We start from the raw sequence: 16,197 nt of genomic DNA on the forward strand, positions 1-16,197 counted from the left end.
AAAGCGACAAGAAAACCCATCAAGTTGCGGGGGTTGGGTGTGGGCACGCAGATTTCCCGGCCCGCCCTTCTGGCTCCAACGACCAACCCGATCAGGACATGCCATTGACCATGGCCCAAGGAATGAAGCGCCTCGGGACGCCGATCGCGGCGCTGCTCGGCGTCGCGCTGATCGCCCTGATCGCGACCTCCTGGCTCATCAACCGCGACGCGCTGCGCAAGGCGGTCGAAGCGCAGATTCGCGAGGTCACCGGGCTCGAGCTCAATGTCGCAGGCAGTATCGACATCTCGCTGCTGCCGGCGAGCTACATCTCGTTCCATGACGTCGGCCTCAAGGGCGGCGGCACCAGCGACCCCGCACTGCATGTCGACGTGCTCACCGCCAATCTGCGGCTGCTGCCCCTGCTGCTGCAACGGTTCGAGATCGCCGACCTGGCGCTGCTGCGGCCGCGCATCCATGTCAGCCTGAAGCCGGATGGCGAGAGCAACTGGACGCCCTTCATCCAGACCATTGCCCGCACGATGAGGCCCGGCGCGGACAACCAGGTCTCGTTCTCCGAGATCAGGATCCAGGACGGCGTGCTCAACTACGAGGACGCAGCCACCCACGCCACCGAGAAGTTCGAGGACATCGACCTGTCGCTGGCCTGGCCCTCGATCTCGCGCTCCTTCGCCGCAACCGGACAGTTCGACTGGCGCGGCGAGCGCGTCGACGGCTCGATCAGCTTCGCCGATTTCGTCGCCGCTCTCTCCGGTGACCGCTCGGGATTGAGGGCGCGGATCGCCAGTGCCCCGCTCAAGCTCGCCTTCGACGGCAGCGTCGCCAACCGCACCAGCCCGATGATGGAGGGTACGCTCACCATCGACAGCCCGTCCTTGCGTAACGCGCTGCGCTGGACCGGGCAGCCGCAACCCGGCAGCGGCGGCTTCGGCCGCTTCGCCCTGAAGGCGCGCGCCAACGTCGTCGGCCCCTCGATCGCGCTTACCAACGTCAATGTCGAGCTCGACGGCAACACCGCCGAGGGCGTGATGACCTACGCCAATAACGGCCGGCAGACGCTGCAAGCGACGCTCGCAGCCGACGCGCTCGACTTCACACCTTATATTTCGACCTTCCGCCTGCTCGCCAGCGGCGCGCGCGACTGGAACAGGCAGCTGTTCGATCTCAACGGATTGTCGACCACGGACCTCGACATGCGCCTGTCGGCAGCCAAGCTGACGATCGGCTCGACCAGGCTCGGCCGCACCGCGATCGGCGCGAACTTGCGCAACGGCCAGCTGGCGCTTTCGGTCGGCGAGGCCCAGGTCTATGGCGGCATCGCCAAGGGCTCGTTCGGGATCGCGCGCTCCGACACCGTCGCCGACATCAAGGCACAATTCCAGTTCACCGACGTCGACCTCCAGGCCTGCGCCACCGAGCTGTTCGGCCTCAACAAGCTGTCCGGCCGCGGCAACATCAACGTCTCGCTCCTCGCCTCCGGTTCGAGCCCGTTCGGCCTCGTGCAGTCGCTCGACGGCAGCGCCACCGTGACCGGACATGACGGCGCCATCGCGGGCTTCAACGCCGAGCAGCTGCTGAAGCGGCTGGAGCGGCGGCCGCTGTCGGGCGGCGGCAATTTCCGCAGCGGCTCGACCCCTTACAGCAACCTCACCATCGCGCTGAAATTCTCCGACGGCGTTGCCACCGCCGAGGACATTCGCATCGAAGGACCGGCGGCGAAGATCACGATGACCGGCACCGCCTCCGTGCCGGCGCGCGAATACGACATGAAGGGCGTCGCGAGCCTCAACACGACGTCCGGCTTCGAATTGCCCTTCGTGGTGCAGGGTCCCTGGGACGATCCGTTGATCCTCCCGGATTCGGACGTCCTGATCCGCCGCTCGCCCTTCGGCGCGCAGCTGCTCAAGAAGGAAGGCCAGACCGGCGACACGGTGCGCTCGGTGATCGAGAAGATCACGGGCGTCAAGCAGCGCCCCGCGCCGGCAGACTCGCCGACGGCCGAGAACGCCAAGGAAAACGCCAAGGACAACGCGAAGTCCAACTGAGGACGGCGGTCGTCTTGCGCTGCCCAAGCAAGCGCGAATTGATCCACCCGAATTGATGCGGCGATTGCATGGATGCGCCGCATTAAGCATCTCCTTCGGCCGATCCCCTACGACCTATGTCTGACAAGGATGCGTTGATTGCGCTACCACCATGCGCTAGTGTTTTAGCCGACCGGTTAAAACACCGGCGGCTTGAGGGAGAAAATCGTGAAATCCAAGGTTATTGGCGCAGTATCACTGGCGGTCGCTGCGGCCGGGCTGTTTGCAGCCGCTGCACCCGCATTTGCGCAGCAGAAGACGATTACGGTCTGGTGGGGCAAGGGCTTCTACCGCTCCGAAGACGACGCATTGATCGACACGATCAAGAAGTTCGAAGCCAAGACCGGCATCAAGGTCGAATTGTCGCAGTACGCGATCCAGGACATGATTCCGAAGACGGTGGCCGCACTCGATGCCGGCACCGTGCCTGATGTCGCCTATTCCGATTCCTATGACGTGCAGGCGCAGGGCAAGTGGGCCTATGAGGGCAAGCTCGAGGACCTCTCCGACATCATGGAGCCGATCAAGGGCCGGTTCGTGCAGAACACGCTGGATGCCTCGATCCTCTACAACGACGTCGCCAAGAAGAAGGCCTATTACGGCTTCCCGTTGAAGCAGCAGAGCATGCATGTCGAGATCTGGAACGACATGCTGGAGAAGGCCGGCTTCAAGCTCGCCGACATCCCGACCGACTGGGCCGGCTACTGGACGTTCTGGTGCGACAAGGTGCAGCCGGGCATCCGCAAGGCCACCGGCCAGCGCATCTACGGTGTCGGCCAGCCGATGGGCGTGGAATCCACCGACGCCTTCCAGTCATTCTACACCTTCATGGACGCCTACCACGTTAAGCTCGTCGACGACGACGGCAAGCTTACGGTCGACGATCCCAAGGTGCGCGAGAACCTGATCGGCGCGCTGAAGGACTACACCGACACCTATATCAAGGGCTGCACGCCGCCCTCGTCCACAACCTGGAAGGACCCGGACAACAACGTCGCCTTCCACAACAAGACCATCGTGATGACCCACAATTTCACGATCTCGATCGCGGCGAAGTGGTTCGAGGATTCGCAGAACCAGGCTCTGACCCAGGAGCAGCGCGACGCCGGCAAGAAGGCCTATGAGCAGGACATCGTCACGGCGTCCTTCCCGAAGGCGCCGGATGGTTCGACCATCCGCTACCGCTCGGACGTCAAGACCGGACTGGTGTTCACCGCGGCCAAGAACAAGGCCGAAGCCAAGCAGTTCATTGCCTTCCTGCTGCAGGAAGAGAATGTCCGCCCCTATATCGAGGGCGCGCTCGGCCGCTGGTTCCCGGTGACGAAGGCAAGCCAGGACAGCCCGTTCTGGCAGGCCGACAAGCACCGCAAGGCGGTCCACGCGCAGTTCACCGGCGGCACCACGGCGTTCGACTTCACCAAGAACTGGAAGTTCACGATCCTCAACAACGAGAACGTCTGGGCCAAGGCGATGAACCGGGTCGTCAGCGAGAAGGTCCCGGTCGACAAGGCCGTCGACGAGCTGATCGCCCGCATCAAGCAGGTTGCAGGCTAGTTCTGTTTTCTTCCTCTCCTCGCTGGCGCGGGGAGAGGCGAAACGCTAATACCGGCCGCCTCGTGCGGCCGGTAGTCCTTTCAAAGAGTCCTGAAGAATGGCGATTACGCTCTCTGGCGATCAGTCGATCCCCGCCCCACCCCTGTCGTCGCGGCTGACCCCGGCGCAGGTCTGGGGCATCGTGCTGCTCGCGCCCTATCTCCTCGTCTTCCTCGCCTTCGTCGTCTATCCCGTCTGCTACGGGCTGTGGCTGGCGCGGGCTCCGTCGAACTATGTCGCGCTGTATCACGATCCGATCTTCGCGCGCGCCGCGGTCAACACGCTGGTCTTCCTGGTCATCGGCATCAACATCAAGATGCTGATCGCGCTGTTCCTGTCCGGCTTCTTCGCCCAGCAGCGCACCTGGATCAAATGGCTCTCGGTGATCTTCATCCTGCCCTGGGCAGTGCCGTCGATCCCGACCATTCTGTCGGTGCGCTTCATGTTCAACCCCGAATGGGGCGTGATCAATCATCTCATCTTCTCTCTCACCGGCGACGACGGTCCGAACTGGCTGAACGACCCGACCGTGGCGCTGACCATGGCGATCGGCGTGCACATCTGGAAGTCGCTGCCGTTCTGGACGCTGATCCTGATCACCGGACGCCTTGCGATCCCGCACGATCTGTTCGAGGCCGCCGAGGTCGACGGCGCGAGCTGGTGGCAGAAATTCCGCTTCATCACCTGGCCGTCGATGCAGACGCTCTACATCACCTGCACGCTGCTCTCGATGATCTGGACGCTCGGCGACTTCAACAGCGTCTACCTGCTCACCGGCGGCGGCCCGGCCGACCTCACGCATGTGCTGGCGACGCTCGGCATCCGCTATCTCCGGCTCGACCAGCTCTCGCTCGCGATGGCCTCCATCGTCTGCGCGATGCCTTTCGTCCTGCCGCTCGTGTATTTCATGATGAAACGGTTGTCGCGATGAAGCTTCCTGGCGTAGGCGAGTTTTCCTGGCGCGACGTCGGGACCGAAGCACGGTTGCTGCTGATCGGCATTCCCGTGTTCCTGTGGACGATGATTCCGATCTACCACATGTTCCTGTTCGCGATCTCCCCGAAGGAGGATGCGTTTTCGGGCAAGCTGTGGCCGGACCACCCGACGCTGCACAACTTCGAGATCGTGTTCAAGCAGCAGCATTATTTCCTGCGCGACTTCTACGCGCAGTTCTGGAACTCGACGCTGATCGCCGTCTCCGTCGGTGTCCTGACACTGTGCATCGCCACCGCCGCCGCGTTCGCGATCTCGCGATTGAAGGTGCCGGGCGGCCGCGCCGTGCTGAACCTCGCGCTGTTCACCTATTTCATCCCCGCGGCGTTCCTCGCAGTGCCGATGTACCGGACCATGGGCAATTACGGCCTGCTCAACAATCACTGGTCGCTGATCCTCGCGATGGTGACGATCGCCTCGCCTTACGCGATCTGGGTGCTCAAGCAGGCCTCCGACAAGCTGCCGGTCGAGCTGGATGAAGCGGCGGTGATGGACGGCGCGACGACGCTCCAGATCTTCCGCCTGGTCTATTTGCCGCTGATGATGCCCTCGCTGGTCGCGATCGGCACCTATGCGGTGCTGCTGGCCTGGAACGAATATCTCTACGCGTTCCTGCTGCTCTCCAACGACCGCGAGATCACGCTTCCCGTCGCGCTCGGCAACTTCCTCGCTGCCGACGACTCGCCCTGGGAGCTGTTGATGACCACGGGCTTCATCTACGCGCTGCCGCCGGCCGCGGTCTACTACGCCTTCCGCCGCTACATGGTGGGCGGGCTCACGGCGGGTGCGGTGAAGTCCTGACGCAACAGGACGCATCGGGTCGCCGCAAGCAGGGCGTTCGAGCGATGACGTGGACAATTGAAGATTGTCCACGTCTGCTCTAACCTCCAAGCCCCAATACGGGGCTGGTCATCATGCGCAGCAACGACGCGATCCATCTCGGGCTGATGCTGCTGGCGCTCGCGGCGGCCTATCTGGTGCCGTTCGAGCTGCTGCTGCTGGCCTATGTCGTGCTCGGCCCGGCGCACTATTTCACCGAGATTTCTTGGCTGCACGATCGCAGCTATTACCTGCCCCACCGCGGCATCGCGGCAGTCCTCGCGATCATCGCCGTGGTTGCCGCGCTGATCGACAACGCCTCGTGGTTCGGCTTTGCGATGTGGGGCGCGCTGGTGGTCTGCGCCATGCTGGCCGCCACCACCTCCGCGATCGAGAGCATGCTGCTGTTCATGGCGGCGATCGCCCTGTCCGCGATCATGTATGCGAGCGGATCGTCGCTTGCGGTCATCGGCATCCTGATTCCGACCCTGATCCACGTCTCGCTGTTCACGCTGATCTTCATGGTGCTCGGCGCGCACCGGTCCGGCAGCCGCGTGCAGGCCGCGCTGGTGGCCGTCTATCTCGTCGCAATCGCCACGATCCTGCTGCTGCCGCCGACCGCCGGCATCCGGATCGCAAGCTTTGCCCGCGTCGGCCAGGACTATTTCGGCAATGTCGGCCCGGCCCTGGGCCGGCTGTTCGGCGTGCCCGGCCTCGTCCTCGACACCAGGCTGACGAGCCTGCTCGCCTTCGTCTACACCTATCATTACCTCAACTGGTTCATCAAAGCCGACGTCATCCGCTGGGCCGACGTGCCGAAAGCGCGGCTGGCGGCGATGGTCGCCGCCAGCGCCGCCTCCACCGCGCTCTACTTCTACGACTACGCGTTCGGCTTCACCTTTCTGCTGGCGCTGAGCCTGATCCACATCCTGCTGGAGTTTCCGCTCGATGCTTTGGCGCTGCGGCAGCTCGGCGCAGCGGTGCAAGGCGCCGTGCGCACACGGCACACCGCCACCGTCACCGCCTCTGCGATACGTTCGCGCCCGGCGAATCCAAAGACTGCGAAGCGACCATCCCGGTCGCGCTGATCAGCCGTCTGCACGCCTTCTTCGATAGGCGACCAGCAGCGCGATCGTCGAACCGAGGAAATAGCCGGCGGTCGCGCCCGAAATGGCGCGGCCGGCGATGATGGCAAGCGCGCTGTCGCCCGCGTCGATCGCCGAGATCACCCCGACCGCATATTGCAGCGAGAACACAATCAGGTTGCGGATCAGCGCGAAGGCGCTACCGGGACGGACGATCTCACCTGTCGTGTGATCCACATCGAACGGGCGTGGCGTCAGCACGCCGAGCGGCAATAGCGCCAGCGCCGCTGCGATCCAGGCGACCAGCGGCCATGCGTTATCCTGGTGTCCGAATCCGATCCGCGAGACGCCCCAGGCGATGAACACGACCGGCACGATCAGCATGCGCCAGATCGACGTCGTCCGCGGCTGCATGGCTTGAACACCCTGCCACACCAGATAGGCGAACAGCATCCAGACCCAGACCGGCGTGTGGATCAGGATTTGGTAGGCGAATGTCATGATTGCTCCCTGCCTACAGCGGCGCCGCGCTCTCGCCCTGCGAGCTCGACAGTTTCGAGGCCAGCGAGGCGACGACGATAACCACCGCGATCAGGGCGATCACCAGCGTGCAGATCGCGTTGATCTCCGGCTTCACGCCGAGCCGCACCTCCGAATAGATCCGGATCGGCAGCGTCGCGGAGCCCGGGCCGGTGGTGAAGCTCGCGATCACGAGATCGTCGAGGGAGAGCGTGAAGGCCAGCATCCAGCCCGCGACGATCGCCGGCGCGATCAGCGGCAGCGTCACGGCGACGAACGCGCGCGCCGGGTTGCAGCCGAGGTCCATCGCCGCCTCCTCCAGCGAGCGGTCGAGCGAGCCGAGGCGGGACTGCACGACCACCGCGACGAAGCACATCGTCAGCGTGGTATGCGCGATCGTCACCGTCCAGAAGCCGCGCTCGGCGTTCAGCGCGACGAACAACAGCAGCAGCGACAGACCGGTGATCACCTCCGGCATCACCAGCGGCGCATAGAGCATGCCGGAGAACAGCGTACGGCCGCGAAAGCGCTCGCCGCGCGACAGCGCGACAGCCGCGAGCGTGCCGAGCATCGTGGCGATGGTCGCGGAGGAGACGGCCACACGCAAACTCATCCAGGCCGCCTCGATCATGGCGCGGTCATTGAAGAACTCGTGATACCAGCGCAGCGACCAGCCGCCCCACACCGTCACCAGCCGCGACGCGTTGAAGGAGTAGATGACGAGAATGATGATCGGCAGATAAAGGAAGGCCAGCCCCAGCGCGAGCGAGGCGATGTTGAAGCGGGACAGGCGGGAGGTCTTGCGCATCGCCTCAGCGCCTCTGTTCCAGCTGCCGCTTCTGAAGCCGCTCGTACAGCAGCAGCGGCACCAGCAGCACCGCCAGCAGCACGATGGCCGCTGCGGAGGCCACCGGCCAGTCCTTGTTGGTGAAGAATTCGAGCCACAGGGTCTGGCCGATCATCAGCGAATTGGAGCCCGCCAGAAGATCCGGAATGACGAACTCACCGACGATGGGAATGAAGCACAAGAGCACGCCCGCACCGACGCCGGGCAGCGACAGCGGGAAAGTGACGAGCCAGAACACCTGCCAGGGCGGCGCGCCGAGATCGCTGGCCGCCTCTTCCAGCACCGGCTCCATCTTCGCGAGCGTGGCATAGAGCGGCAGGATCATGAACGGCAGATAGGAATAGACGATGCCGATATACATCGCACTGTCGGTGGAGAGCCACACCACCGGCTGGCTGACAAGGTGCAGCGCCAACAGGACCTGGTTGAGCAGGCCGTCATGCTGGAGGACGTTGATCCAGGCGTAGATGCGGATCAGGAACGAGGTCCAGAACGGCACGATCACCAGCACCATCGCCACCGCCTGCCAGCGCTTTGGCAATCGCGCCATGCCGTAAGCGACGGGATAGCCGATCAGCAGCAGCAGCGCTGTCGCGGTGAGAGCGACGGTCAGGCTGCGGACATAGGCGAAGACATAGATATCGTCGGAGGCGAGCAACTTGAAATTATCGAGCGACAGCGCAGCAAAAGCGGCCTTCAGCGCCTCCCATCCCGCGGTCAGGTCGAACACCGGCACATAAGGCGGCTGCGCGATCGCGGTCTGCGACAGGCTGATCTTCAGCACGAAACCGAATGGCACCAGAAAGAACAGCACCATCCAGATATAGGGTGCGATGGCGGCGAAGCGCGCCGGTCGGGCGAAGATGCGGCGGGAGCTCATGAGGGCAGCACCACGCAGTCATCAGGCGTGAACCAGGCGACGACATGCTGGTTCAGGCTGTAGGCATCGACGTCGAGCCGCGCACTGTTGGCGACGGACGCCCGTATCATCCCGCCCGTATCAAGCTTCACCTTGTAGGTGGTAGTGCCGCCGAGATAGCAGACGTCGGCAATCACGCCGTCCAGCCGGTTGAGCGCGGCTTCATGACCGGCCTCGCTGACGGGACCGCGGCGCGACAGCTTGACCTTCTCGGGTCGGATCGCGACCGCGAATTTTCCCGCGCCGACCGGTTCGCGCGGCTCGGCCACCACCAGCGCACCCGCGTCACGCGTGCCGATGACCAGACGATGGCCATCGCGCAATCTGGACTCACCGTCGAACAGGTTGATGTCGCCGACAAACTCCGCGATCCAGCGCGAACGCGGCGCCTCGTAGAGCTCCCGGGGGCTCGCGACCTGCGCGAGCTGGCCATCCTTCATCACGCCGATCCGGCTCGCCATCGTCATGGCCTCTTCCTGGTCGTGGGTGACGATGATGAAGGTCATGCCGAGCCGGCGCTGAAGCTCCATCAGCTCGCGCTGCGTGCTCTCGCGGAGCTTCTTGTCGAGCGCGGCAAGCGGCTCGTCGAGCAGCAGCAATTGCGGACGGCGTGCCAAGGCGCGCGCCAGTGCGACGCGCTGGCGCTGGCCGCCCGAGAGCTGGTCGGGCTTGCGCTTCTCCAGCCCCTCGAGCTTCACCAGCGCGACCATCTCGGCCACGCGCGTGGCGATTTCTCCGCGGGCCATGCCGGCGCGCTTCAGCCCGAAGGCGACGTTGTCGCGCACCGACAGATGCGGAAACAGCGCATAGTTCTGGAACATCATGTTGATCGGGCGCTCGTGTGGCAGCGCCTGCGCGATGTCCTTATCCCCGAGCAAAATGCGCCCCTCGTCCGGCGCCTCGAAGCCCGCGAGCATGCGCAGCAGCGTGGTCTTGCCGCAGCCGCTGGGTCCAAGCAACGCGAAGAACTCGCCGGCCTTGATGTCGAGCGACACGCCGTCCACGGCCCGGAACGTTCCGAAATTTTTGGCGACGCCTTCGATGCGCAGCAGCGGCTGGCCTGCAGCAGGAAGCGCATTACCGCCGCCCGCATCCATCGCGGCGTCTGTTCTGGGCAACTCGTCCGTCATGGTCCCTGCCAACCCCGATTCCGCCGCACGCTAGCGGCCGATCGGGCTTTGCTCAACCGGGTCGTGCTAAATTGGGCTTCATGCCCGAGGTCAAAAGGCGTATGATCACAGACATGACCAAGTTGCTGGATCAAGCCCTGGAAATCGCGCGCAGTCTGCCAGCGGATGCGCAGGATGACATCGCCCGGATCGTGCTGCAGCTTGCCGACGCGGGAGCAACCTCTCCCGTCATCCTCTCGGATGATGAGAGGTCTGCAATTGCCGTATCCAAGGAGGCGGCGAAGCGGAGTGAATTCGCAACCGAGGCTCAGGTCCGTGCGACTTGGGCCAAACACGGCCTGTGAAGCTCCGCTACACCCTTCCGGCGCTAGCCGATCTTGATTCTATCCTAACTTACATCTCAGCGACGTCGCCGCAGGGAGCGGCACGCGTCCAAAAGCGCATTCAGGACGTCATGAGCCTGCTACTTGCCCATCCAGAGATCGGCCTCCGCACTGACGATCCGGATATCCGAAGACTGACGACAACACCCTATCCATTCCTCGTCTTCTACGAGATTGGAAGTCAGGAGATCGTCGTCCACGCCATCCGCCATGGCGCTCGCGATCCGGGCGGGATGCCGGGCAAGCGCGGCTCGGCTTAGTTCACCTTCGCCATGAACGCCGCCAGCGCATCACGATCTGCCGCCGGCATGGTCAGACCCAGCTTGGAACGGCGCCACAGGACGTCCTCGAGAAAACGCGCCCATTCGTGTGTCATGAGATAGCGCACCTCGGCGCCGGTCAGCTCGGGGCCGAAGGTGGGCCCGAGTTCGTCGCGCGTCTTGGCTTCGCCGAGCACGGCCGGCAACCGCGAGCCATAGGCCGCAACAAGGCGCAGAGCCTCCGCCTCCGACAGAAAGCGCCAGCGATCTCGGGCGATATCCACTTCCGTGTCGAAACGATCCCAGGCAAAATCGCCACCGGGCAGCGCCGCGCCGGCAGTCCATGGCCGCGACATCGGATAGAACGGCGTCAGCTTGGTCACCGCCCGCTCGGCGCGCAGGCGCGAGGTGGTGACATCGCCGCCGAACATGGTGATCAGCGGCGCCTTGCGCCGGCGCGCGTGGAACAATGTCGTCCCGTCGCGACGCCGCGCGGACGCTGGCGTCAGATTGACGCCGGAGACCGCGCGCACCACGTCGGTCGGCGCGATCCGCTCGCGGAAATAGCGGCTGGCGGCTTCGCAGAGATAGCTGACGTCGGCGCCCGGCATCGCCACGATCGCGGGATCGCCGGTGAAAGCGTGCGTGACCGTGCCGATCAGCGTGAAGTCGCGTTCGAACGGGCTCGCAAAGATCAGCCGCCCATCGCTGTTCTGGAAGACGTAGACGTTCCCGGAATCGAACAATCCGGGCACGATGATCTGGCTCATCTGCATGGCCGCCATGGCGGGCTGCGGCTGCCGCAGCACGGTGTCCGCGACCATCGGCGTCCAGCCGCCGGTGGCATTGGCCAGCGCCCGCGCGGTGATCGCGCGGCGGTGGCCACGATCGACCAATGCGAGCCGCCAGGTGTCGGTCCTGTCGGCACGCACGCAGCGCGCCCCGGTGCGGATCGTAGCGCCACGCTCGGCGGCATCCAGTGCCGTGAGCACGACCAGACGGGAATCATCGACGACGCAGTCCGAATATTCGAACGCCATGCCGAACGGTCGCTTCAGCGCGTTGCCGACCGGATGATGCGTGATGTCGAGGGTCGCGGATGGCGGCAGGCCGCCCCGGTTCGTCAGGCCGTCATAAACATACAGGCCGGCGCGCAATAGCCAGGGCGGGCGCTCCTCGGAATGGGCCGGGATCACGAAACGCATCGGCCGGACCAGATGCGGCGCGATCCTGAGCCAGGTCCTGCGCTCGGCGAGTGCCCGGCGCACCCGCCAGAACCCGCGGCGCTCCAACACCGAGAGATCGCCGTGAATCAGCCGCGGTGTCGCCGAGGAAGCTGCGCCGCCGAGATCGCCCTGCTCCAACAGAATGACCCGCAGACCGCGGCCGGCCGCATCGCGGGCGAGGCTGACACCGTTCAGGCCGCCGCCGATGATCGCAAGGTCGTAATCCGCCATGAAGCCGTCGAATGGGAGCAAAGCGCTCTCATCATTAGCCGGTCTTGAGCGCAAGCTCCATGACTTCGGCGCGGCCGACGAGGCCGGCATATTTCCCGATCGGCAGCGGCTTGCCGAGCAGATAGCCCTGCACGCCGTCGCAGCCCTCCTTGGCGAGGAAGGCGAGTTGCTCGAGGGTCTCGACGCCCTCGGCGACGATCGACATTTCGAGGCCGTGGCCGAGATCGATCACGGCGCGCACGATCGCGGCCGATTGCGGATTGCGGCCGAGATTGATGATGAAGGCGCGGTCGATCTTGATCTTGTCGAACGGGAACGCCTGGAGATAGCTCAGCGAAGAATAGCCGCTGCCGAAATCGTCCATCGAGATGCGCACCCCGAGAGCCTTCAGGCGGCGCAGCAGCGCCAGGCCGCGATCGAAGTCCTCGATCAGCACGCCTTCGGTGATCTCCAGCTCGAGCCGGCCGGGCGCGAGCCCCGTCTCGATCAGGATCGAATGGACGAGGCCAACCACGTCGCCGTGCATGAACTGCGCCGGCGACAGATTGACCGCGACCTGGAGCGGCTTCGGCCAGGACGCCGCCTCGCGGCAAGCCTCTCGCAGAATCCACTCGCCCATCTCGACGATCAGGCCGCTCTCCTCGGCGATCGGGATGAATTCGGCCGGCGATACCTGGCCACGTACCGGGTGCTGCCAGCGCGCCAGCGCCTCGAAGCCGATGATGTCGCTCTCGGCGACGCTGTGGCCCGTAGCGCCCTGCGGCTGGAAGGCGAGCGAGAGCTCGCCGTTCCTGATCGCGTTCGACAGGTCCTGATGCAGCACGCGGCGGTCGCGGATCTGCTGGTCCATCTCCGGCTGGTAGAGGCTGATCGTGCCGCGCGACTTCTGCTTGGCGCGGAACAGCGCCGCACCGGCATTGGCGAGCAACGAGGCGCCGTCGGCGCCATTGTGCGGGAAGATCGACATGCCGGTGGTGATGCCGGCGCGGACCGCCCGGCCGTCGATCTGGAATTCTCGAATGACGGCCTCGCCGATCTGCCGCGCCAGCGCAAGGCCCGCCTCGGGCTGCTTGCCGTCGATGATCAGGCCGAACTCGTCGCCGGACAGGCGCGCCACCACGCCGCCGCGCGCGGAATCCTGAAGCCGCTGGGCCACCTCGATCAGAAGCTTGTCGCCGAGCGCGTGACCGAAGACGTCGTTGACCTCCTTGAGGCCGTCGAGATCGACGCAGAGGACGGCGAACTCCTCCCCGGTGCCTTCGCAAGCCTCGATCATCTGGGTCAGCGCCTGCAGGAAGGCGGCGCGGTTCGGAAGGTCGGTCAGGCCGTCGTGATAGGCCATGTGCGCCATGCGCGACTCGGTCTGCCGGCGGTCGGTGACGTCTTCGTGGGTCTTGATCAGATATTGCGGCTCGCCGGCATCGCTGAGCACGGTGGCGCGCCGGGTCAGGAACAGCCGCAGGCCGTCCTTGGTGGAGATCGGATGCTCCTCGGTGATCATCCCGCGCTTCTTGATCGCGGCCTCGTCGCGCGCGATGATCAGCTTGGCTTCCTTGGGATTGAAGATGTCGGAGGCGGTCAGGCCGGTGGCATCCTCGCGCCGGCGGTTGAGGATCGTCTCCGCGCTGCGGTTGGCGAGCAGATAGCGGCCGTCCTTGACCTGCTCCACGATCAGCGCGACCGGGATGTTGTCGACCACGAGCTCCAGGAACTTTTTCGTGCTCTCCAGCTCCTGCGACAGCGAGCGGCGGTCGGTGATGTCCTCGAACACGATCAGCAGGAATTCGGGCTTGTTGCTCTCGTTGCGGACCACGATCCGGATCGAGGCCACCATGCGCTGGGTGGCGCCGCGCTCGACTTCGAATTCGTTACGGTACTGGCCGGCGGGCGCGATCAGCGCGGCGCGATCGGTCGCCTCGATGCTCGCCGCAGATTTGGGCCCGAACAGCTCGCGCGCGTTCTTGCCGACGACCTGATCTCGCGAAAACCCCCAAAAGCGTTCATACGCGCTGTTGGCGAAGATATAGCGGCCATCCTCGATGTTCTTCGCGGCGACGCAGGCCGGCACGTTGTCCAGCACCGTTTCCAGGAACTGCTTGGTGGAGGCGAGCTGGCGCGACAGCCTGCGCTGCTCGCTGACATCGAGATGGGTGGCGACCGAGCCGCCGTTCGGCAGCACGAAATATTTGACCAGGATGGCGCGGCCGTCGGGCAGTTCGGTGATCAGGCCGTTGAGGCTTGCCGCCTTCTCGTAGAACTCGTCGTCGGAGACGCCGCCGAGAACCCCGCGCGCGCGTCGCAACTCAAGGACGTCATAGCCGGTCATGCCGGTCCACAGGTCCGAGCGCGACAGGCCATAGAGATCGAGATAGCGGTCGTTGCAGAAGATGATGCGCCGCTGCGCATCCGTCATCACCACGCCCTGGTTGAGATTGTTCATGGCGGAGGAGACGAAGGCGTTGCGCCGCAACTGCAAACGCCTGGTCCGGCGCAGCGAGGAATGAATCCACAACGCGATCGCGGCCAGAAACGCACAGATGACGATGCCGGCGATCAGGGCTTCCCAGACCAGATTGGGATCGAGCTTGCCGAGATAGCTCGGCGGGGCGAAGCTGTCCGAGAGGGCATAGGCGCGCGCAGGCGCGACCGCGCTGCCCAGGCACACGACGGCCTGCACCGCAATCGGAAGCGTGCTGCCCACGTGCCAGTTCTTCTCAGCCATCAGCCACCCGCGATTTCAACGTCGGATTGTCTGGCTTCACGGGTTTGGATCGGGTAAACGCCTGTACGCGCAACAGAAAAATACGACGTCAAATACGGCAATTGCCCTGACATGATAAATGCTTCCTTAACGGAAAACGGCCGCGCAGCCCGTTTCCCAGGCAAACCGGCGCCATCGGCCCCTTCAGCGAGAATTCTGCACAACCATGGATAGGGTCGATTGTGTCGTCATCGGAGCCGGCGTGGTCGGGCTCGCGGTGGCTCGAAAGCTCGCCCAGGCCGGGCGCGAGGTGATCGTGCTCGAGGAGGCCGAGGCCATCGGCACCATCACCTCCTCGCGCAACAGCGAGGTGATCCATGCCGGGATCTACTACCGCGCCGGGAGCTGGATGGCGCGCATGTGCGTCGACGGCAAGCATGCGCTGTACCGCTACTGCGGCGAGCGCGGCATCCCCCATAAGAATTGCGGCAAGCTGATCGTCGCGACCAATCCGAAAGAGACCGAGAAGCTGCAATCGATCAAGGCGCATGCCGAGGCCAATGGCGTGCTCGACATGCAGCTGCTCTCAGGCGAGGCCGCACGCGCGCTGGAGCCGGCGCTGGCCTGCGACGCCGCGCTGCTGTCGCCGTCGACCGGCATCATCGACAGCCACGCCTACATGCTCTCGCTGCGTGGCGAGGCGGAGGAAGCCGGCGCGGCGTTTGCGTTTCACACCCCGCTGATCCGTGCCAAGGTTTCCGGCGGCGTGATCGAGATCGAGGCCGGCGGCGAAGCCCCGATGACGTTGCAATGCGACCTGCTCGTCAACGCCGCCGGGCTCGCGGCAACGCATGTGGCGCGCCACATCGAGGGCATGCCGATCGACCGGATTCCGCCGGCCTATCTCGCCAAGGGAAACTATTTCAGCTGCAACGCCAGGGCGCCGTTCTCGCGTCTGATCTATCCGGTGCCCGAGCCTGGCGGGTTAGGGGTGCATCTCACCCTGGACATGGTCGGACAGGCACGCTTCGGCCCCGACGTCGAATGGATCGAGACGATCGATTACGAGGTCGATCCGTCGCGCGCCGAGCGTTTCTATCCGGCGATCCGCAAGTACTGGCCGACGCTGCCCGACGGCGCGTTGATGCCGAGCTATTCCGGCATTCGGCCGAAGATCGTGCCGCCGGCGGTGGCCACGCAGGACTTCCTGATGCAAGGCCCGCGCGATCACGGCGTCGAAGGCCTGATCAATTTGTTCGGCATCGAATCGCCGGGACTGACGTCATCGCTCGCGATCGCGGATCACGTCGCCGGTCTCGCAGGACTCTAGGTCCCACGCGATGATGATCGTGCGGCTGCGCACCTTGCAGCAGGGATGAGCGCAATCGCTCTCACCCCTGCCTGAAA

14 protein-coding genes are annotated in these 16,197 nt (G+C 64.8%); 8 read left to right on the forward strand and 6 right to left on the reverse strand.

Annotated features, from left to right (window positions below; translation table 11 throughout):
- Positions 1-110 precede the first annotated feature (110 nt).
- The 5 genes from AB7532_RS30565 to AB7532_RS30585 all read left to right on the forward strand — a co-directional run bounded on the left by AB7532_RS30565 (position 111) and on the right by AB7532_RS30585 (position 6,577).
- On the forward strand, positions 111-2,045 hold the full coding sequence (locus AB7532_RS30565) for an AsmA family protein (protein WP_441238384.1): 1,935 nt from the start codon (positions 111-113) through the stop codon (positions 2,043-2,045).
- Positions 2,046-2,252: 207 nt separating this feature from the next.
- Positions 2,253-3,638, forward strand: coding sequence for an ABC transporter substrate-binding protein (locus AB7532_RS30570; RefSeq protein ID WP_441238385.1), 1,386 nt, complete (start codon positions 2,253-2,255; stop codon positions 3,636-3,638).
- A gap of 97 nt (positions 3,639-3,735) precedes the next feature.
- The gene (locus AB7532_RS30575; protein WP_441238386.1) at positions 3,736-4,608 is read left to right on the forward strand and encodes a carbohydrate ABC transporter permease; all 873 of its coding nucleotides are present in this window, start codon (positions 3,736-3,738) and stop codon (positions 4,606-4,608) included.
- Positions 4,605-5,471, forward strand: a complete 867-nt coding sequence (locus AB7532_RS30580) for a carbohydrate ABC transporter permease (protein WP_441238387.1) — start codon at positions 4,605-4,607, stop codon at positions 5,469-5,471. Before AB7532_RS30575 ends, AB7532_RS30580 begins: the two co-directional genes overlap by 4 nt.
- Positions 5,472-5,584: 113 nt before the next feature.
- Entirely contained in the window at positions 5,585-6,577 is a 993-nt protein-coding gene (locus tag AB7532_RS30585; RefSeq protein WP_441238388.1) for a hypothetical protein, read from the forward strand.
- Here the strand turns inward: AB7532_RS30585 and AB7532_RS30590 are convergent, their stop codons facing one another.
- The 4 genes from AB7532_RS30590 to AB7532_RS30605 are packed head-to-tail and all read right to left on the reverse strand — an operon-like array spanning position 6,578 to position 9,989.
- Positions 6,578-7,075: a DUF6622 family protein gene (locus AB7532_RS30590; RefSeq protein ID WP_441238389.1), complete on the reverse strand. Its 498-nt coding sequence runs from the start codon at positions 7,073-7,075 to the stop codon at positions 6,578-6,580. It abuts the gene before it with no gap.
- A 13-nt stretch (positions 7,076-7,088) separates the two neighbouring features.
- Positions 7,089-7,901, reverse strand: a complete 813-nt coding sequence (locus AB7532_RS30595; RefSeq protein ID WP_441238390.1) for an ABC transporter permease — start codon at positions 7,899-7,901, stop codon at positions 7,089-7,091.
- 4 nt (positions 7,902-7,905) lie between these two features.
- Positions 7,906-8,820 carry an ABC transporter permease gene (locus AB7532_RS30600; protein ID WP_441238391.1) on the reverse strand — a complete coding sequence of 305 codons (915 nt, stop codon included), beginning with the start codon at positions 8,818-8,820 and terminating at the stop codon, positions 7,906-7,908.
- Positions 8,817-9,989 (reverse strand): ABC transporter ATP-binding protein, encoded by a 1,173-nt coding sequence (locus AB7532_RS30605; RefSeq protein ID WP_441238392.1) that lies wholly within the window; start codon positions 9,987-9,989, stop codon positions 8,817-8,819. The genes AB7532_RS30600 and AB7532_RS30605 overlap by 4 nt, the downstream gene beginning before the upstream one ends.
- A 113-nt stretch (positions 9,990-10,102) precedes the next feature.
- Between AB7532_RS30605 and AB7532_RS30610 the strand changes: the two genes are divergently transcribed.
- Together AB7532_RS30610 and AB7532_RS30615 are read left to right on the forward strand one after the other, a co-directional pair.
- Positions 10,103-10,333, forward strand: a complete 231-nt coding sequence (locus AB7532_RS30610; RefSeq protein ID WP_441238393.1) for a hypothetical protein — start codon at positions 10,103-10,105, stop codon at positions 10,331-10,333.
- A complete protein-coding gene (locus AB7532_RS30615) occupies positions 10,330-10,632 on the forward strand; it encodes a type II toxin-antitoxin system RelE/ParE family toxin (RefSeq protein ID WP_441238394.1) in 303 nt (100 codons plus the stop codon). The genes AB7532_RS30610 and AB7532_RS30615 overlap by 4 nt, the downstream gene beginning before the upstream one ends.
- Here AB7532_RS30615 and AB7532_RS30620 read toward each other — a convergent pair.
- Both AB7532_RS30620 and AB7532_RS30625 read right to left on the reverse strand, forming a co-directional pair.
- Complete coding sequence (locus AB7532_RS30620) at positions 10,629-12,089, reverse strand: glycerol-3-phosphate dehydrogenase (protein ID WP_441239386.1); 1,461 nt, start codon at positions 12,087-12,089, stop codon at positions 10,629-10,631. The two genes, AB7532_RS30615 and AB7532_RS30620, sit on opposite strands and share 4 nt — an antisense overlap.
- Before the next feature lie 34 nt (positions 12,090-12,123).
- Positions 12,124-14,811 (reverse strand): sensor domain-containing protein, encoded by a 2,688-nt coding sequence (locus AB7532_RS30625; RefSeq protein ID WP_441238395.1) that lies wholly within the window; start codon positions 14,809-14,811, stop codon positions 12,124-12,126.
- A 205-nt stretch (positions 14,812-15,016) separates the two neighbouring features.
- Between AB7532_RS30625 and AB7532_RS30630 the strand changes: the two genes are divergently transcribed.
- Positions 15,017-16,120 carry an NAD(P)/FAD-dependent oxidoreductase gene (locus tag AB7532_RS30630; protein WP_441238396.1) on the forward strand — a complete coding sequence of 368 codons (1,104 nt, stop codon included), beginning with the start codon at positions 15,017-15,019 and terminating at the stop codon, positions 16,118-16,120.
- Positions 16,121-16,197: the final 77 nt, after the last annotated feature.

Origin of the sequence: Bradyrhizobium sp. 930_D9_N1_4 (genome assembly GCF_052076015.1) — a bacterium.
In the GTDB taxonomy this organism is placed as follows: Bacteria; Pseudomonadota; Alphaproteobacteria; order Rhizobiales; family Xanthobacteraceae; genus Bradyrhizobium.